Source organism: Mycobacterium sp. NPDC048908, from assembly GCF_043197955.1.
Classification (GTDB): Bacteria; Actinomycetota; Actinomycetes; order Mycobacteriales; family Mycobacteriaceae; genus Mycobacterium.
In genome coordinates, this window is the sequence record NZ_JBICUE010000003.1 from 522,138 (window position 1) to 539,495 (window position 17,358).

The following is a 17,358-nucleotide window of genomic DNA, read 5'->3' on the forward strand; positions in this document are numbered from 1 at the left end:
CGTTACCTGCGATTCGGTTCCGGTTGAGGGACTGCGGCAAGCAACCGGCGTGTGTACTCCTGTTGCGGATTGGCAAACACCGCATCGCCATCACCCTGCTCGACGACCTTGCCCTTGTACATCACCGCGACGCGGTGGGCCAAGTGCTTGACCACCGACAGATCGTGCGACACGAAAAGGTACGACAGGCCGAACCTGTCCTGCAGGTCCAGCAGCAGGTTGATGATGCCTGCCTGGATCGAAACATCCAGCGCCGACACGGGTTCGTCGAGCGCGAGGATCTTCGGCTGCAACGCAAGCGCTCGGGCGATGCCGATGCGCTGCTTTTGCCCGCCGGAGAACTCAGCGGGATACCGGCTGGCGTCCTCGCGGCGCAGTCCCACGATGCCGAGCAACTCGGCCACCCGTTCGTCGGTGCGGCTCTTGTCAAATCCGTTGGCTTGCAAGGGCTCGGCCAGCACATCGAACACCGGGAGCCGCGGATCCAACGATGCGACCGGATCCTGGAACACCACCTGCAGGTCGCCGCGAATCGCACGCCGTGCTCGCCGGTCGAGCGCGGCGACGTCGGCGCCGAGCACCTCGATCGAGCCGGCCTGCGGTGCAGACAACTCCAAGATCTGGTGCAACGTCGTCGACTTGCCCGAGCCGGATTCGCCGACGATCCCCAACGTGCGGCCCTGCTGCAGATCGAAGCTGACGCCGTCCACTGCACGCACCTCTCCGACTTGCCTGCGCAGCACCACGCCCTTGGTCAGCTTGTACGTTTTGACCAGGTCCGTCACCCGCAGCACCACCGGTGAATCCGCATCGGGAGCGCTGCCACGCGGCTCGGTGGACACACCGTAGATCTCTGCGGCGGTCCTGCCTGCGACGTGCTCGGTCCGGATGCAGGCCGCCCGATGACCGGTGGCGATTCCGAACAGCTGCGGCTCGGCGGCGCGGCACTCCTCGATCGCCAGTGGGCAGCGCGGCGCGAATGGGCAGCCCTGCGGCACCGCCGCCATCGACGGCGGGGCCCCGGGAATCGGCACCAGCCGGGCGCCCTGCGGTGCGTCCAGCCGGGGGACCGAGCCGAGAAGCCCAGCGGTGTAAGGCATTCGGCGGTCGCGGTACAGCACGTCCACGGGTGCCGTCTCGACGGCTCTACCCGCGTACATCACCAGCGCGCGGTCGGCGAACTCCGCGACCACGCCCAGATCGTGGGTGATGATCAGGACGCCGGCGCCGGTGACGTCGCGAGCGGTCCGCAACACCTCGAGGATCTGCGCCTGCACGGTGACGTCGAGGGCAGTCGTCGGCTCGTCGCAGATCAACAGATCCGGATCGTTGGCGATCGCGATCGCGATCACCACGCGCTGACGCTCCCCGCCGGACAGTTCGTGCGGAAACGAGCGCGCCCGCCGCTGGGGCTGGGCGATGCCGACGAGTTCGAGCAGTTCGATGGCCCGGTTCCTGGCGTCGCGCCTGCCGATGTCGGGCTGGTGCACCTGCAATGCCTCGGCGATCTGGTCGCCGACGGTGTACACGGGCGTGAGCGCCGACATCGGATCCTGGAACACCGTGCCGATGCGCCTGCCGCGGATTTCCGACATCTGGTTGTCGGACAAGCCGAGAAGCTCGTCCCCGTGCATGCGGATCGAGCCCGACACCTCGGCGTACTCCGGCAGCAGCCCGATGATCGACATGGCCGTTGCGGACTTCCCTGAACCAGATTCACCGACGAGCGCAACGACCTCACCCTTGGCAACGTCAAAGCTCATGCCGCGCACCGCATTCACCCGCTCGGCGTCGGTCGGGAAGGTGACATGCAGGTCGGCCACCGACAACAGATTCATGAGCGGTGCCCCCGCAACGGCTGTGCACTGGGATCCAGTGCGTCGCGCAGTGCGTCGCCGACAAGGTTGGCGCACAAGATGATCAGCACCAGAACGCCCGCTGGGAACAAGAAAACCCACGGGAAGGTCGTCACCGATTTGGTACCGTCGGCGATCAGCGTTCCGAGGGAGACGTCGGGCGGCTGAATGCCGAAGCCCAGGAAGCTCAACCCCGTTTCGCCGATTATCGCCACGCCGACGTTCAGCGCGGTGTCGATGATGATGATGGACGCGACGTTAGGCAGTATGTGGCGCCAGATGATACGCCAGTTGCTGACGCCCATATAGCGTGCAGCGGAGACGAATTCACGCTCCCGCAGGCTCATCGTCATGCCGCGCACGATGCGCGAGCTGATCATCCAACTGAACACCGACAGCAACACGATCAGCCAGAAAACGTTGCCCTTGGTTCGCTGCACGACGATGGTGATCAGCAGAAAGCCCGGCACCACCAACAAGAGGTCGACGATCCACATCAACGCGCGGTCCCGCCACCTTTCGAAATAGCCCGCCACCGTTCCGACCGTCGCGGCGATGACGGTCGAGATCAACGCCACGCAGACACCGATGAGCATGGATTTCTGCATACCGCGCAGGGTTTGGGCGAGCAGGTCCTGGCCCAGCGCGTTGGTGCCGAACCAATGGTCGGTGGTCGGTGGCTGCTGCAAGGCGTAGAAGTCGAGATCGGTGTAGCTGTACGGGAGTAACGGCGGCAGCGCATAGCAGGCGATGAACAGCACCACCAGCAAGACCAGCGAGATGACACCGGGCTTGTTCCGGAGAAACCGGCGCCGAACGAGTGCGCTTCGCGATGCGAACCTGGCGACGTCGACGCCCGACTTGGCCGTGGTGGCGCTCGATGTGGTGATCGGCTCGCTCATCGCACCCGGACCCGTGGATCGAGCGCGGCATAGATGACGTCAGACAACAAGCCCGCCAACAGGATTGTCACACCCGAGAAGAGCGTGATCGCGACGACGATGTTCGTGTCCTGGGTCGCGATGCCCTGTACGAACCACTCGCCGATGCCGTGCCATCCGAAGATCTTCTCGGTGAACACCGCGCCGGTGAACAGGCCTGCGACGCTGTACGCGAACAGCGTGGCCATCGGAATCAGCGCGGTACGCAGGCCGTGTTTGAACAGCGCGCGCCGCCTGGTCAATCCCTTGGCCCTGGCGGTACGGATGAAGTCCTGACCCAACACGTCGAGCATCGCATTCCGTTGATAGCGGCTGTAACCGGCGATCGCACCGAGCGCCAGCGTGAGCGTCGGGAGCACGAGGTGTTGCAGTCGATCGACGAACTGGTTCCATGCGCCCCCGACCGCATCGGGTGACGTCTCGCCGGTGTACTCGAACAACTGCACACCGAGCACCGAGTTGACGCGCAACGCGGCGAGGATCAACAGGTTGGCGATCACGAACACTGGCGTGCTGATCACCAGCAGCGACAACACCGTCGTGACACGGTCGGATAATCGGTACTGCCGGATCGCGCCCCACGCGCCCACTACGACGCCGATGACCGTGCCCGCGACCGATCCGATCACAAGAAGTCGCAGGCTCACGCCGATGCGGCGCCAGAGTTCGTCGGAAACGGGCTGTCCGCCGATGGTGGTGCCGAAGTCGCCGTGCATGACACCGGCCACCCAGTGGCCGTAGCGCAGCGGGATCGGCCTGTCGAGACCGAGGTCGTGCGCCTTGGCATCGATCACGGCCTGCGGCGGTCGCGGGTTGCGCTGCAGCAGGCTGTCAAGCGGGCGGAACGTCAGCGAAGCCAAGGAGAACGTCAGGAACGAGGCGACCGCAAGCAGCACCAGGTAGTTCAGCACCCGCCGAGCGAGGAAACGCGTCATCGCCTGCGTCCCATGGCTGACTGCATGACGGACAGGGTAAGAGATGGTCCTCCCGGCGGGCCGTTTTCGCAGTTCGGGCGCGGCTGGCCGAGCCGCCGCGCTGCGCAAACTGATTTCCCTTTCAAAGAGTCCTCTCACTTCCCGCACCTCATTTGCTGAGGTGAGGCGGCCTCGTCCGTGGCGCCCAGACTGCAAATATCCGCCCGACCTGCGCCGATGTTTCACGAGCTCGTGCTGCGGCTACCCGAACGGTGGAACTGTTCGAGCCCAGAGACCGAGGGAGTGGTCAGAGGTGAATTCGAGGCAGCTCAAACTGGCAGCGGCCGGCGTTGGCGCCGGCGCATTGGTTTCGATGGGTGCCCTCTCCGTGGTGTTCAGCGGCGCACCAGGAAGCATCAGCGAGGGTCCGGAAATCACGCTCGGCGAAACAACGACGTCGACGACGGCCCCGAGCGAACCTGAAACGTCCGTTGCCACCCCCGAGGTGACGGCGTCGACGCCTGAGGGCTTCGGCAACGGCGGCGGTTAACCGGCTACTTCCGGTGCGGACCGGGCCCAGGAGGACCCGGCACGCCCTGCGGTGGAGTGCCGATGTTCGTGACCGTAAGCGTCGGTCCCGTGCGGGTTGCCCGGACGGCCACTTGGTCGCCGACCGCGAACGGCGCGCCGGCATTGCCCGCGGCTCTCGGGATGGCATAGGTCTGGTTGAAGCCGTCTTCGCTGCGCACAGAGATCGACGTCGCAGACATCGCCGTGACCACGCCCGTCTGCGTCACGACCGTGGTGTAGGCGCCAGGACCGGCGGCCTCGACGAACTCGCCATGAAGCGACGGCGGATCCATCTCGTGTCCTCCGCCGACGAAGCCATGCTGACCGGGCGGTCCACCCGCCTGAAAAGCCTGGTGAGGCCGCCCGAGCGACGGCGGACCGCCTGCGGTGGCGGCGTAGATCGCGGCACCGCCGACGGTCGCGACGGCGATGGCGACGGCGACGGCTGCCGCGCTCTCACGCCATCCCCAGCGGCGGGATACCTGCTCGGCGCTCATGCGACCACCGTGGCGCCGCCGCATGGGAATCTGCTGTGCGCCGGTTGAGCATTGGCTATGTCTGTGCGTCTTCACAGCTGACACATAGACAGGGCACAGTCGTGACATATGGCCGCCACCAATAATGGGCGGGTGTCCAGTCCAAGCGCTTTCACGGCCAACGAGAACGAACCCGGACGCGTTGTGATGAGACGAGCCGATGGCGATCCCATCCACGTGCTGGTCGTCGACGACGAGCCCGTGCTTGCCGAACTGGTATCGATGGCGTTGCGCTACGAGGGTTGGGAAATCGCCACGGCGGGAGATGGCGCGTCGGCCATTGCATCCGCCAAGGAAACCCCGCCCGATGTGGTGGTGCTCGACGTGATGCTGCCCGATATGAGCGGGCTGGACGTGCTGCACAAATTGCGCGAACAGATCCCCGGGCTGCCGCTCCTCCTGCTGACCGCCAAGGATTCCGTCGAGGACCGCATCGCCGGTCTGACGGCAGGCGGCGACGACTACGTCACCAAGCCCTTCAGCCTCGAGGAAGTGGTGCTGCGACTGCGTGCGCTGTTGCGACGCACCGGCGTGACCAGTGAAACGGGCGGCGCCAAGATCATCGTCGGCGATCTGGTGCTCGACGAGGACAGTCACGAAGTCACCCGCGGTGGTGAGATCATTTCCTTGACCGCGACGGAGTTCGAGTTGCTTCGGTTCATGATGCGCAACTCCAAACGCGTGCTCAGCAAGGCGCAGATCCTCGACCGGGTGTGGAGCTATGACTTCGGAGGGCGGTCCAACATCGTCGAGTTGTATGTGTCCTACTTGCGCAAGAAGATCGACAACGGGCGCGAGCCGATGATCCACACCCTGCGCGGCGCAGGATATGTCCTCAAGCCCCCGCGCTGACGCAATCCGTGGCCGGTTCCGCTCGCCCCGGAGTTGGTCGCTGCGGGCCCGGTTGCTTGCTTCCCAGATTGTTCTGCTTGCGCTGGTGTGCGCGGCGATAGGGGTCGGGACCGAGCTTGCGCTGCAACGGTTTTTGATGAACCAGCTGGACGACAGGCTGGCCGAGACGGGCCACCGCTCTGTCGGGCTGTTCGAATTCGGGCCGCCTCCTCCGCGGCCGGACATGGGGCCGATGCCCGACTTCCGCAGGCGCGTGATCATTCGCGACGACTTCGGACCCGGCCCCGCCTTCCTCAACGCGCCGGGCCAGGCCGCGCGAACGGTCGGCGCTGTCGTCCACCGGGACACGGCCGTTGAGGCCGGCATCATCGCCGCCGACGGCTCGCAAAGCGGAATCAGCGCCACCGCAGCGCAACAACTCGCAAGCGTCACGCCCAACGACAAACCGATCACGATGAAGCTCGATGGGCTGGGTCGCTACCGCGTCGTTGCGATGCACGCGAGGGGGACCCACGAGACGATCGTCACCGGCCTGCCAACCTCGGACGTCGACGACACGCTGCTGTCGGTGCTCGTGTTCTTCGCTGTGGTGGGCGCGGTCGCTTTGATCGGCGGCACCAGCGTCGGCATCCTGATCATCCGCCGCCAACTCGCGCCGCTGTCAAGGGCTTCCGAAGCCGCCCGCCAGGTGGCCGACCTCGAACTCGACCGTGGTGAGGTGCGGTTGCCGACGCCGATCGTCAAGGTCGACCCGGCCAGCGCCGACACCGAGATCGGCCAACTGGGCTCGGCACTCAATCGAATGCTCGACCGCATCGCGGGCGCGCTGTCGGCCCGGCACGCCAGTGAGACACGTGTCCGGCAGTTCGTCGCCGACGCCAGCCACGAGTTGCGCACGCCGCTGGCCGCGATCCGCGGCTATACCGAACTGGCGCAACGCAAACGAGACCAGCTGCCCGACGACGTCGCCCATGCGATGAGTCGTGTCGAGTCCGAGACCGAACGGATGACGCAACTCGTCGAGGACATGCTGTTGCTGGCGCGGTTGGACACCGGGCGGCCGTTGGAGCGCGAGCAGGTCGACTTGTCGCGGCTCGTCGTCGACGCTGTCAGCGACGCCCACATCGCGGGGCCCGATCACCAGTGGTCGCTGGATCTGCCCGACGAGCCCGTCGTCGTCAGTGGCGAAGAAGCGCGGCTGCATCAGGTGTTGGCGAACCTGCTGGCCAACGCGAGGACCCACACGCCGCCGGGCACCTCGGTCACCACCTCGCTCGCTGTGGATGAAACCGGCGCCGCGGTGTTGACGGTCAGCGACGACGGCCCAGGGATACCGGCATGGCTGCAACCCGAGGTCTTCGAGCGGTTCGCCCGCGGCGACTCGTCGCGCTCGCGGCGCGGCGGCAGCACCGGGTTGGGCCTGGCCATCGTCGCGGCCGTCGTCAGGGCCCACGGGGGCACCATCGGAGTGCACAGCGTGCCGGGCAAGACCGAATTCATCGTGACGTTTCCCGGCAATTCACAGCCGCGTCACAGCCCGGCCAAAACCGGCGCCTAGCGGACTCACCGAAACTCTTGTGGTGACGACCCTAGTTCTCGACGCCGAGCAGACGCAGGAACGTGTCGGAACCACCTCGACAACACGTTTCCGCGTCTGCTCGCGGGTGAAACTGGGGCTGTTGCTTGCGGCGACGGCCTTGCTGTACCTGTGGAATCTCTCCGCGAGCGGATGGGCCAACGCCTTCTACTCGGCCGCCGTGCAGGCGGGTGCCAGCGATTGGACAGCCATGCTGTTCGGGTCGAGCGACGCCGCCAACGCCATCACCGTCGACAAGACCCCCGCGGCGCTATGGGTCATGGACATCTCGGTGCGAGTGTTCGGCCTGCACCCGTGGAGCATCCTGGTGCCTCAGGCGCTCGAAGGCGTCGCGGCCGTAGCGGTGTTGTACGCCGCCGTGCGTCGAGTCGGCGGCGAAGCCGCGGCGCTGTTGGCCGGCGCGGTGCTGGCGTGTGCGCCGGTCGCCGCGTTGATCTTCCGGTTCAACAACCCCGACGCCCTGCTCGTCCTGCTTCTCACCTGCGCGGCCTACTGCGTGCTGCGGGCATGCGAAAAGGACAGCGGCCGTTGGTGGTTGATCGCGGCGGGGGTGTTCGTCGGGTTCGGATTCCTCGCCAAGATGCTGCAGGCCTTCCTGGTGCTGCCCGGCTTCGCGGTCGCGTATCTGGTGGCCGGTCACCACGCGGCGCGACGCCGGATCGCCGATCTGCTATCCGCGGCCGCCGCCGTCATCGTGTCCGGCGGTTGGTATCTGGTGCTGGTCGAACTGTGGCCGGCCTCCTCCCGGCCCTACATCGGCGGCTCGCAGCATGACAGCATCGTCGAATTGGCGCTCGGCTACAACGGTTTGGGCCGACTGACCGGCGACGAACCCGGCGGCTTGGGCAATATGAACTTCGACGCAGGCTGGGGCAGGTTGTTCGGCCACCAGATGGGGCTGACCATCGCATGGCTGCTACCCGCCGCGGTGATCAGCCTCGTCGTCGGCCTGGCGATCACCAGGCGGGCACCGCGGACCGATCCGACACGCGCGGCGTTGATCCTGTGGGGCGGTTGGTTGGTCGTCACCGCGGTGGTGTTCAGCTTCGCCAACGGCATACTGCATCCCTATTACACCGTTGCGCTCGCGCCTGCGGTCGCAGCGCTGGTCGGGATCGGGGCAACACTGTTGTGGTGCAACCGATCTGACATCAGGGCGGCGGTGGCGCTGTCCGGCACGGTGCTGGTCACCACTATTCTCGCGGCAGTGCTGCTGTCCAGGAACGCCGACTGGACGCCGTGGCTACGGGCCGCGGTGGCGGTCGGGGGAGTGGGCGCGGCGGCGCTGCTGCTGGTCGCCGGGCGACTGCCCCCGCCCGTGGTACGGACGGCGGCGGCGTTGGCCATTGCGGCGTGTCTGGCCGGGCCCGCCGCGTACTCCGTTGCGACGGCGGCGGCCCCGCACAGCGGGGCGATCCCATCGGTCGGTCCCGCACGGCATGGCTTCGGCGGGTTCACAGGGCCGGGAGGTCTGCTCGACTCGCCGACGCCGGGGCCCGCGTTGGCGGCGACGCTGTCCGCCGACGCTCGGAACTACACCTGGGTCGCGGCGGCCGTCGGGTCCAACAATGCGGCGGGTTACCAATTGGCAACCGGTGCACCGGTGATGGCGATCGGCGGCTTCAACGGCACCGATCCGTCGCCGACGCTGCAGCAGTTCCAGCGCTACGTCGCCGCCAGGCAGATCCACTTTTTCGTCCGCGGCACATTGACGCTCGGGCATTGGGGCCTCGGGACGGGCAGCACCGTGTCCTCCGACATCGCGGAATGGGTGGAACGCCACTTTGCGGTGCAGGCCGTCGACAAGGTGCTGATCTACGACCTCACCCAGCCGAAGCCGAATTCATAGCTTGCGCATAGCTTCGACCAACGAGGCACACACGCTGTTACCCAACCATGGTTGTCATGACAGACATCGCCCTCGAACCCGACACCGGCCTGGCGCACCGCATCCACTTCGAACCGCGACCGAACGCCGCCATCGCGGCCCGGGCCGCGGGCGTCCCCGTGCTCGACGTCGTGGTGCCGGTGTACAACGAACAAACCGCCCTCGCCGATTCGGTCCACCGCCTGCACCGCTACCTGGCAGAGAACTTTCCGTTCGAGTCGCGCATCACCATCGCCGACAACGCCAGCGTCGACGACACGCCCAGGATCGCCGCGGAACTCGCGGCGGAACTGACCGACGTGCGGGTGGTCCGGTTGGAGCAGAAGGGCCGCGGACGCGCCCTGCACGCGGTGTGGTCCGCGTCGGATGCGCCGGTGCTGGCCTACATGGACGTCGACTTGTCCACCGACTTGGCCGCGCTCGCCCCGCTCGTCGCGCCGCTCGTCTCCGGGCACTCCGACCTGGCAATCGGCACCAGGCTCGGTCGCGGAGCCCGAGTCGTGCGCGGCCCGAAGCGGGAGATCATCTCGCGCTGCTACAACCTGATCCTGAAGTCGACGCTGGCCGCACGCTTCTCGGACGCGCAGTGCGGTTTCAAGGCGATCCGTGCCGACGTGGCCGAGCGTCTGCTGCCGCACGTGGCCGACACCGGCTGGTTCTTCGACACCGAGTTGCTGGTGCTTGCCGAGCGCAGCGGCCTGCGGATCCACGAAGTCCCCGTCGACTGGGTGGACGACCCCGACAGCCGGGTGGACATCGTCGCGACCGCGACCGCCGACCTCAAGGGCATCGGGCGGATGCTGCGCGGCTTCGCCGACGGCGCCATCCCGGTGAACAGCATTGCCGCACAACTCGGTTCGTCACGCAATGCGGCCGCTCCCGGTTCCCTGCTGCGTCAGGTGGTTCGGTTCGGCGCCGTCGGGATCGCATCGACCGCGGCCTACGTGGTCTTGTTCATGCTGATGCAGGGCTGGGCGGGCGCCCAGGCTGCCAACCTGGTCGCGTTGCTCCTCACCGCGATCGGCAACACCGCGGCCAACCGGCGCTTCACCTTCGGGGTCGGCGGCGCTGCCAACGCGACGCGCCACCACTTCGAGGGGCTTGTCGTGTTCGGGATCGCGCTCGCGATCACCAGCGGTGCGCTGGCCGGTCTGCACGCCCTGGTCGGGCAGCCACACCATTTGGTCGAACTCTCGGTGTTGGTGCTCGCCAATCTGATGGCCACTGCGGTGCGCTTCGTCCTGTTGCGGGGCTGGGTCTTTCACCCAGGCCGCGCTCGCTGACGTCAACCGACGACAAAAGGAACAATCGATGACTATCACCGCCGACGCGCCGACTCAGACGACGGTGCTCGACGAGCCGGGACGACGCGACCCGCGATGGGTCCGCCCGGCCGTGCTGGCGCTGCTGGTGGCGACCGCCGTGCTGTATCTGTGGGGCCTCGGTTCCTCGGGGTGGGCCAACGACTACTACGCCGCCGCGGCGCAGGCCGGAACGCAGGACTGGAAGGCTTGGCTGTTCGCTTCGCTGGACGCGGGCAACGCGATCACCGTCGACAAGCCACCGGCCGCCCTGTGGGTGATGGGCTTGTTCGGCAGGGTGTTCGGGTTCAGCGCGTTCACCATGCTGCTGCCGCAGGCTCTGATGGGTGTCGGCGCCGTCGGCATGCTGTACGCGACCGTGCGCCGCACCAGCGGGCCAGGCGCGGGCCTGATCGCGGGTGCTGCGCTCGCGATCACACCGGTCGCGGCGCTGATGTTCCGGTTCAACAACCCCGACGCCCTGCTGGTGCTGCTGCTGGTCGCCGCCGCGTACTGCATGGTGCGGGCCATCGAGACGGCGAGCACGCGCTGGATGGCGGTGGTGGGCGTCATCGTCGGGTTCGCGTTCCTGACGAAGATGTTGCAGGCGCTTCTGATCGTGCCGGGGCTGGCGGCGGCATTCCTGGTCGCAGCACCGGTCGGGTTGTGGAAGCGGATCGGCAAGCTGTTGGTGGGTGCGGCCGCGACGGTGCTGTCGGGTGGCCCCTACGTCGCGCTGGTCAGCCTCTGGCCCGCCGGCTCGCGTCCCTACATCGGCGGCTCCACCGACAACAGCCTGTTGCAACTGGCTCTGGGCTACAACGGCATTCAGCGTATTGCCGGCGGTGAAAACGGTCCCGGCGGTGGTGGCGGACCCAGGGGCGCGAACCTGTTCTTCGGCGGTGAAGCCGGCATCGGCCGGCTGTTCGGAGCGTCGATGGGGGCCGAGGCGTCGTGGCTGCTGCCCGCCGCGCTGATCGGACTTGCGGCCGGTCTCTGGGTCACCCGTCGCACGCCTCGCACCGGGACTCTCCGCGCAGCACTGCTGCTGTGGGGCGGGTGGCTGCTGGTGACCGGTGCCGTGTTCAGCTTCATGGACGGGATCGTGCACCCGTACTACACGGTGGCCCTTGCGCCCGCCGTCGCGGCTCTGCTCGGGATCTCTGTCGTCGAACTGTGGCGGGGTAGAGAAGCTTTGTTGCCCCGCATTGTGTTGGGGGTGATGGCCGCGGTCACCGGCATCTGGGCGTTCCTCGTGCTGGACCGCACGCCGGATTGGCTTCCCGCGTTGCGCTGGATCGTGGTGGTGGGAGCTGTCCTCGTCGCGGTGGTCATCGCGCTGTGTGCTCACCGACTGGGCCGTGCGGTGATCGTATTCGGCACCGCTGCAGTGCTTTTCGGCCTGGCTGCGCCGACGGCGTTCGCGATCTACAACGTCAGTCACACCAGTGGCGGCCCAGGCATGATGTCGGGACCCAGCCGCGCCTCGGCGTTCGGCGGCCATGAATTCGGCGGGCCGGGTCGACCTGGTTGGCCAGGTCCTGGCAGGGCCGATGCCGGCAACGCCGCACTCGTGCGGTTACTCCGGGGAGCCGACAACCGTTGGGCGGCAGCCGGTATCGGCTCGATGGGGGTTAGCAGCCTCGAACTCGAATCAGGCGCATCGCTGATGGCGATCGGTGGGTTCAGCGGCAGCGACAACTCACCGACGCTGGCCCAGTTCCAGAGGTATGTCGCCGACCGTCAGGTGCGGTACTTCATCGCCAGCGACCGCCACGGCCCGATGCATGGGAGGCCCGGCCCCGCGCAGGAGATCAGTGAGTGGGTGCGGCAGCACTTCACCCCGATCGACGTGGACGGCACGACCGTCTACGACCTGAACCAGCCCCGTTGAGACGTCGCTAGACACGGAAAGGAATGCACATGTTGATCAAGCGACTGATCGCAGGAACCGTCATCGCGGGCAGCCTCGCAGCGGGGGCGCTCGGGCTTGGCGCCGGCCTCGCAAACGCGGACCCATGGCACGGGCCCGGCCCGGGCTGGGTGCGCCCCGGCCGACCCGACATCAGGTGGCAAGACCGCGCCGCCTACGACCGCGCTGTGCTCGACCACCGGCCGTTCCTGTACGGCGGCCAGTGGGTGAACCCGGTGTTCGACCCCGGCTACCGGGCATGGGGCTTCTGGCTCGGACCGATCTGGATCCCGCTGCTCTGACGCCGCTCCCCGATCAGACGGCCGCCCCGCACCCCCGGCAGGGCGGCCGTCGTCATCTATTCGCGGTGATTCTCACCCGTGGCATGGCGGCGCCGCCTTGCTATGGTCACGCCAGAGGATCGAGGAGATGCCATGTCCGTGACCGACGAGTATCTGAAGAACAACGAGGCATACGCGAGCACCTTCACCGGCCCGCTGCCACTGCCGCCGAGCAAGCATGTGGCGGTGGTGGCGTGTATGGACGCCCGCTTGGATGTCTATCGGATCCTCGGCCTCGGCGACGGTGAGGCGCACGTCATCCGCAATGCCGGCGGTGTGATCACCGACGACGAGATCCGCTCGCTGGCCATCAGTCAGCGGCTGCTCGGCACCAAAGAGATCATCCTGATCCACCACACCGATTGCGGCATGCTGACTTTCACCGATGACGGGTTCAAGCAGCAGATTCAGGATGAGGTCGGCATCAAACCGGAGTGGGCGGCCGAGGCGTTCCAGGACCTCGAGCAGGACGTCCGCCAGTCGCTGCGCCGCATCGAGGCCAGCCCGTTCGTGACCAAGCACGAGTCTCTGCGCGGCTTCATCTTCGACGTCGCAACGGGTCGGCTCAACGAAGTCACGCTCTAGCCGATTTTGTAAGTGGCGATCGCCTTCGCGACCGCCTCACCGGCGGGTGTGACGACGTCGACGTCGCAGTTGACCAACGTCTTGCCGCGGCGCAGCACCCGGCCGATCGCGATCAAGTCGGTCGCCATGGCAGGAGCCAGGAACTGCAGCGAGATCGAGGTGGTCACGCCGCGCAGCGAGTCAGGCACGTCCGCGCCCGCCCACGCGGCGGCCATCACCGCGACATCGGCCAGCGCGGCGATCGCGCCGCCGTGCACCATGTCGGCGACCGTGACGTTGGCCGGATCCCATGGCAACCGCAGGCGCACTTCGTCGGCATCGAGAACGTCGGCGACGATGCCCAGCTTGGCGACGAACGGCGACGACGGGATGAACTGCGCCATGACGTCCGCACCGGTCTGGGACTGGGGCATGAATCCAGTATGTGTGACCGATCAATTACCTTTGACGTAAGCGAACCTGGATTATTCGTCGATCTCAGCAAACTCCCAGCCAAGCAACAGTGAATTCTCAATAGGTAGCCTGTTTTGAATATAGACTCCCGCTATCCAACAGAAGGAATCGCGCGAGGCAGATACCAAGGCGACGCGGCCGTACCAATCCTCCGTGCGCGCGCAGGCGAGGCTGGCTACGCGAAGAAACATTCTGGACACGGCGATGCGATTGTTCCTCGAACACGGCTACGGCAAGGTGACCGTTGCCGACATCGCAGCGGAGGCCTCCGTGGCGTCGCCGACGGTGTACGGCAGCACGGGTGGTAAGGCGGCGATCCTGGCAACGCTCATCGAGGAATCGATGAGTGACCCGGTCGTGGAGGAAACGCTGTCAGCCGTCGGAAGGAGCGAATCTGGTGAGGAAATCCTTCGTATCACCGCCCATGGTGTTCGAGTGGACAATGAGCGGTACCACGACATCGTGCAGGTGATGAAAGAGGCATCCGCGGTGGACGCGGACGCTGCCGAGGTCTTGGCCCGGTCAGACGCCGGATACCGGGAAGCCCTCGGCCAGATCGCCGGGCGGTTGCGCAAACTGAAGGCCTTACGGCGTGAAATGACAGAGGCCCTGGCGATCGACATCTTGTGGTTCTTTCTCGGCCATGAGGCGTGGCACCTCCTTGTGACGGACCGGCAGTGGTCGTGGGACAAGGCCGAACGGTGGCTAAGGAATCAGGCCGCAGTTGCACTGCTCAATCGGGCGTAGTGCGTTACTTGTAGAGGAGAATGTTATGCCGAGCAGCCCCCAACTGCTAAGTGTGGCCAGTCCCGTTGGGACACTAAGTGTTCAGGCCGATGCGGGGCCGGCGGCAGCACGCCAACCCGACACGGGGCTGATTGGTCGGCGTGCGGAGTGCGAAGTCCTGGACCAGCTTCTCGATAGCGTCCGTGCAGGGAAAAGCCGGGTTGTGGTGGTCCACGGTGAACCGGGTGTCGGCAAGACCGCGTTGCTCGACTATGTCGGAGGGCGGGCTGAAGGTTGCCGCGTCATCCGTGCCACAGGCGTCGAGTCGGAGATGGAACTACCTTATGCGGCGCTGCAGCAATTGTGCGGGCCAATTCTAGATCGCCTGGACCGCCTGCAGCTTCCACAGCGTGGCGCGCTGGGAGCCGCACTGGGTGTGACCGAAGGTCGGACTCCTGACCGACTCTTGATCGGCTTGGCGGTCCTGAGCATGTTTTCCGACGTCGCCGAGCTTCAACCACTCGTGTGCATAGTCGATGACCTGCAGTGGATCGACAAGGCATCGGCGCAGATCCTTACGTTTGTTGCCCGTCGGCTGGTCGCCGACTCGGTGGGATTGATCGTGGCGACTCGAGTTCCCAACGCCGACACGCGAACTCTGCCGACGCTCAAGGTGAGTGGTCTCAAGGAAGCGGATGCGCGGGGTCTGCTGGACAGGGCGTTGACCGCGCCAATTGACGAGCGGGTGCGCGAACAGCTGGTGGCTGAGACTCGAGGCAATCCGCTGGCATTGCTGGAACTGCCCCGCGGCCGTACCGTGCAAGAACTGGCTGGCGGATTCGGATTACCTGTGGCCGAAGGGCTTTCGGCGGCGATGGAGGAAAGTTTCCGCCGGGAGTTCGAGGCGTTTCCCGATAACACACGCCAGCTGCTGTTGTTGGCAGCGGCCGAGCCACTCGGTGACCCCGCGTTGCTGTGGCGGGCGGCCGCGCGGTTGAGTATATGCGCAGAGGCTGCCGCACCTGCGGTCGAGGCGGAGTTCACCGAGTTCGGGTCACGCGTCCGATTCCGGCATCCACTCGCCCGTTCGGCGGCCTATCGGTCGGCACCACTTCACGCGAGGCAGCGGGCGCACGGTGCACTGGCCGAAGTGACTGACCACGAGCTGGACCCAGATCGGCGCGCCTGGCACCGCGCCCACGCGGCCGCAGGTCCCGACGACGATGTCGCCGACGAATTGGACCGCTCCGCCGGACGAGCACGAGCCCGTGGCGGACTGGCGGCCGGCGCGGCATTCCACGAGAGGGCAACCATGCTGACTCTCGATCCCGCGCAACGCACCAAGCGCGCTTTGGCCGCCGCATCAGCCAAAGTTGAAGCAGGCGCCTTTGATTCGGCGCTGGAACTGCTTGCCATGGCCGAAAGCGGACAGCTCGATGATCTCCAGTTTGCGCACGCCGATCTCATTCGGGCCCGCCTTGCGTTCGTCACCGGCCGAGGTCGTGATGCGCCGGCGCTGCTGGTGAAGGCAGCCAAGCGGCTCGAGCCGATCGACGCAGAGCTCGCCCGCACAACGTACCTGGAGGCGGTGTCGGCAGCGGTGTTCGCGGGGCGATTGGCCGCAGGCTGCGGAGCGAAAGATGTCGCAGAAGCCGCGGAGGCGTCGCCCCAATCGAGGTCCGTATGTGTTGCGGACTTACTCCTGGACGGTTTCGCAGCCCATTTCAAGGATGGATACGCGGCTTCGTTGCCGATATTGCGGCGTGCGGTGGACATGGCGCGGCGTGAATCGCCGTCATTTGAACAGCTGCGCTGGCTGTGGCTGGCCAGTATCGCCGCGCTGCACGCGTGGGACGACGACGGCTGGGACGTGCTTTCCGCACGCCATGTTGAGCTTGCCCGTGATACCGGCGCCCTCAGCGAACTACCGCTCGCGTTGAGCACGCGTGCGGTAATGCTGCTGTATGCAGGCGAATTGGCGGAAACCGCATCACTGGTCCATGAGGTTCACACTGTGAAAGAGGCCACGGGCGACGGCCTCGCTCCCTATGGAGCGCTCATCCTGGAGGCATGCCGCGGTAATCGGCAGGCGGTCGAGTCGTTGATTCGCACCACCGCCAAGGATGTGACGCACCGCGGTGAAGGCGTCGGACTCACTGTCTGCGAGCACGCCGCGGCGATCGTCAACAACGGTGTAGGGGACTATCGATCCGCGATTGCCGCAGCCCGCAACGCGGCCGAACATTCGGCGGAGCTGGGCGTGTCGGCATGGGCGGTGGTCGAGCTCATCGAGGCCGCGGCGCGCAGCGGATCGACGGCCCTTGCGAAGCAATCGCTGTCCAGGCTCACCGAAATGGCAGAAGCCAGTGCTACAGACTGGGCGTTGGGCGTCGAAGCTCGATCGCGTGCACTGCTCAGCGAGGGAGCGGAAGCGGAAAGCCTGTACCGCGATGCGATCGAGCGGCTCGGTCGGACGCGCATGCGTGCAGAACTTGCCCGCGCACATCTTCTCTACGGTGAATGGCTGCGGCGCAAGCGGCGCCGAACCGAAGCGCGGACACAACTACGCGTTGCGCACGGCATGTTCGACGCGATGGGAATGCAGGCATTCGCCGAACGGGCCGGGCGCGAGCTTCACGCGACGGGCGAGACAGCCCATAAGCGCAGCGCGGCGAACGGTAGTGACCAATTGACGCCGCAGGAGGCACAGATCGCCCGGTTGGCGCGCGACGGATTGTCGAACCCCGAAATCGGTGCGCGGCTTTTCATCAGCACACGAACTGTGCAGTATCACCTTCGCAAGGTCTTCGCCAAGCTCGGCATCAACACCCGCCACCAGCTCTACCACGTGCTTTCTAGCGAGCCTACCCCGCAGCTTGCGTAATA

The 17,358-nt window shown here is 66.4% G+C and carries 15 protein-coding genes; 10 read left to right on the forward strand and 5 right to left on the reverse strand.

Going from position 1 to position 17,358, the window contains the following annotated elements:
* Positions 1 to 2 precede the first annotated feature (2 nt).
* The 3 genes from ACGFK1_RS11400 to ACGFK1_RS11410 are packed head-to-tail and all read right to left on the reverse strand — an operon-like array spanning position 3 to position 3,732.
* Complete coding sequence (locus ACGFK1_RS11400) at positions 3 to 1,838, reverse strand: dipeptide ABC transporter ATP-binding protein (RefSeq protein ID WP_393428353.1); 1,836 nt, start codon at positions 1,836 to 1,838, stop codon at positions 3 to 5.
* Positions 1,835 to 2,758, reverse strand: a complete 924-nt coding sequence (locus tag ACGFK1_RS11405) for an ABC transporter permease (protein WP_393428354.1) — start codon at positions 2,756 to 2,758, stop codon at positions 1,835 to 1,837. The genes ACGFK1_RS11400 and ACGFK1_RS11405 overlap by 4 nt, the downstream gene beginning before the upstream one ends.
* Positions 2,755 to 3,732 carry an ABC transporter permease gene (locus tag ACGFK1_RS11410; protein WP_393428355.1) on the reverse strand — a complete coding sequence of 326 codons (978 nt, stop codon included), beginning with the start codon at positions 3,730 to 3,732 and terminating at the stop codon, positions 2,755 to 2,757. The genes ACGFK1_RS11405 and ACGFK1_RS11410 overlap by 4 nt, the downstream gene beginning before the upstream one ends.
* 292 nt (positions 3,733 to 4,024) lie before the next feature.
* Here ACGFK1_RS11410 and ACGFK1_RS11415 point away from each other — a divergent pair, with 292 nt between their 5' ends.
* Entirely contained in the window at positions 4,025 to 4,261 is a 237-nt protein-coding gene (locus ACGFK1_RS11415) for a hypothetical protein (RefSeq protein ID WP_393428356.1), read from the forward strand.
* Between the two features lie 4 nt (positions 4,262 to 4,265).
* On the opposite strand, the gene ACGFK1_RS11420 is transcribed toward ACGFK1_RS11415, so the two are convergent.
* The gene (locus ACGFK1_RS11420; RefSeq protein ID WP_393428357.1) at positions 4,266 to 4,778 is read right to left on the reverse strand and encodes a hypothetical protein; all 513 of its coding nucleotides are present in this window, start codon (positions 4,776 to 4,778) and stop codon (positions 4,266 to 4,268) included.
* A gap of 186 nt (positions 4,779 to 4,964) precedes the next feature.
* Here ACGFK1_RS11420 and ACGFK1_RS11425 point away from each other — a divergent pair, with 186 nt between their 5' ends.
* From ACGFK1_RS11425 to ACGFK1_RS11455, 7 genes are all read left to right on the forward strand, one after another.
* Positions 4,965 to 5,669: a response regulator transcription factor gene (locus ACGFK1_RS11425; RefSeq protein WP_393428490.1), complete on the forward strand. Its 705-nt coding sequence runs from the start codon at positions 4,965 to 4,967 to the stop codon at positions 5,667 to 5,669.
* The gene (locus ACGFK1_RS11430; protein ID WP_393428358.1) at positions 5,647 to 7,227 is read left to right on the forward strand and encodes a sensor histidine kinase; all 1,581 of its coding nucleotides are present in this window, start codon (positions 5,647 to 5,649) and stop codon (positions 7,225 to 7,227) included. Before ACGFK1_RS11425 ends, ACGFK1_RS11430 begins: the two co-directional genes overlap by 23 nt.
* A 22-nt stretch (positions 7,228 to 7,249) precedes the next feature.
* Positions 7,250 to 9,115 (forward strand): glycosyltransferase family 39 protein, encoded by a 1,866-nt coding sequence (locus ACGFK1_RS11435; protein ID WP_393428359.1) that lies wholly within the window; start codon positions 7,250 to 7,252, stop codon positions 9,113 to 9,115.
* A gap of 47 nt (positions 9,116 to 9,162) precedes the next feature.
* Positions 9,163 to 10,437 carry a glycosyltransferase gene (locus ACGFK1_RS11440; RefSeq protein ID WP_393428360.1) on the forward strand — a complete coding sequence of 425 codons (1,275 nt, stop codon included), beginning with the start codon at positions 9,163 to 9,165 and terminating at the stop codon, positions 10,435 to 10,437.
* Positions 10,438 to 10,465: 28 nt separating this feature from the next.
* Positions 10,466 to 12,349: an ArnT family glycosyltransferase gene (locus ACGFK1_RS11445; RefSeq protein WP_393428361.1), complete on the forward strand. Its 1,884-nt coding sequence runs from the start codon at positions 10,466 to 10,468 to the stop codon at positions 12,347 to 12,349.
* Between the two features lie 29 nt (positions 12,350 to 12,378).
* On the forward strand, positions 12,379 to 12,669 hold the full coding sequence (locus ACGFK1_RS11450) for a hypothetical protein (protein WP_393428362.1): 291 nt from the start codon (positions 12,379 to 12,381) through the stop codon (positions 12,667 to 12,669).
* 132 nt (positions 12,670 to 12,801) lie between these two features.
* Entirely contained in the window at positions 12,802 to 13,293 is a 492-nt protein-coding gene (locus ACGFK1_RS11455; RefSeq protein WP_393428363.1) for a beta-class carbonic anhydrase, read from the forward strand.
* Here ACGFK1_RS11455 and ACGFK1_RS11460 read toward each other — a convergent pair.
* Positions 13,290 to 13,706: a PaaI family thioesterase gene (locus tag ACGFK1_RS11460; RefSeq protein ID WP_393428364.1), complete on the reverse strand. Its 417-nt coding sequence runs from the start codon at positions 13,704 to 13,706 to the stop codon at positions 13,290 to 13,292. The two genes, ACGFK1_RS11455 and ACGFK1_RS11460, sit on opposite strands and share 4 nt — an antisense overlap.
* A 193-nt stretch (positions 13,707 to 13,899) precedes the next feature.
* On the opposite strand from ACGFK1_RS11460, the gene ACGFK1_RS11465 reads away from it, so the two are divergent.
* Complete coding sequence (locus tag ACGFK1_RS11465) at positions 13,900 to 14,493, forward strand: TetR/AcrR family transcriptional regulator (RefSeq protein WP_393428365.1); 594 nt, start codon at positions 13,900 to 13,902, stop codon at positions 14,491 to 14,493.
* 25 nt (positions 14,494 to 14,518) lie between these two features.
* A complete protein-coding gene (locus ACGFK1_RS11470) occupies positions 14,519 to 17,356 on the forward strand; it encodes an AAA family ATPase (protein WP_393428366.1) in 2,838 nt (945 codons plus the stop codon).
* Positions 17,357 to 17,358: the final 2 nt, after the last annotated feature.

Coding starts and splice junctions, on each gene's coding strand:
- ACGFK1_RS11455 (WP_393428363.1), top strand. CDS start 12,802: ATGTCCGTGACCGACGAGTATCTGAAGAACAACGAGGCATACGCGAGC.
- ACGFK1_RS11420 (WP_393428357.1), bottom strand. CDS start 4,778: ATGAGCGCCGAGCAGGTATCCCGCCGCTGGGGATGGCGTGAGAGCGCG.
- ACGFK1_RS11445 (WP_393428361.1), top strand. CDS start 10,466: ATGACTATCACCGCCGACGCGCCGACTCAGACGACGGTGCTCGACGAG.
- ACGFK1_RS11430 (WP_393428358.1), top strand. CDS start 5,647: ATGTCCTCAAGCCCCCGCGCTGACGCAATCCGTGGCCGGTTCCGCTCG.
- ACGFK1_RS11410 (WP_393428355.1), bottom strand. CDS start 3,732: ATGACGCGTTTCCTCGCTCGGCGGGTGCTGAACTACCTGGTGCTGCTT.
- ACGFK1_RS11405 (WP_393428354.1), bottom strand. CDS start 2,758: ATGAGCGAGCCGATCACCACATCGAGCGCCACCACGGCCAAGTCGGGC.
- ACGFK1_RS11450 (WP_393428362.1), top strand. CDS start 12,379: ATGTTGATCAAGCGACTGATCGCAGGAACCGTCATCGCGGGCAGCCTC.
- ACGFK1_RS11470 (WP_393428366.1), top strand. CDS start 14,519: ATGCCGAGCAGCCCCCAACTGCTAAGTGTGGCCAGTCCCGTTGGGACA.
- ACGFK1_RS11425 (WP_393428490.1), top strand. CDS start 4,965: ATGAGACGAGCCGATGGCGATCCCATCCACGTGCTGGTCGTCGACGAC.
- ACGFK1_RS11400 (WP_393428353.1), bottom strand. CDS start 1,838: ATGAATCTGTTGTCGGTGGCCGACCTGCATGTCACCTTCCCGACCGAC.
- ACGFK1_RS11460 (WP_393428364.1), bottom strand. CDS start 13,706: ATGCCCCAGTCCCAGACCGGTGCGGACGTCATGGCGCAGTTCATCCCG.
- ACGFK1_RS11440 (WP_393428360.1), top strand. CDS start 9,163: ATGGTTGTCATGACAGACATCGCCCTCGAACCCGACACCGGCCTGGCG.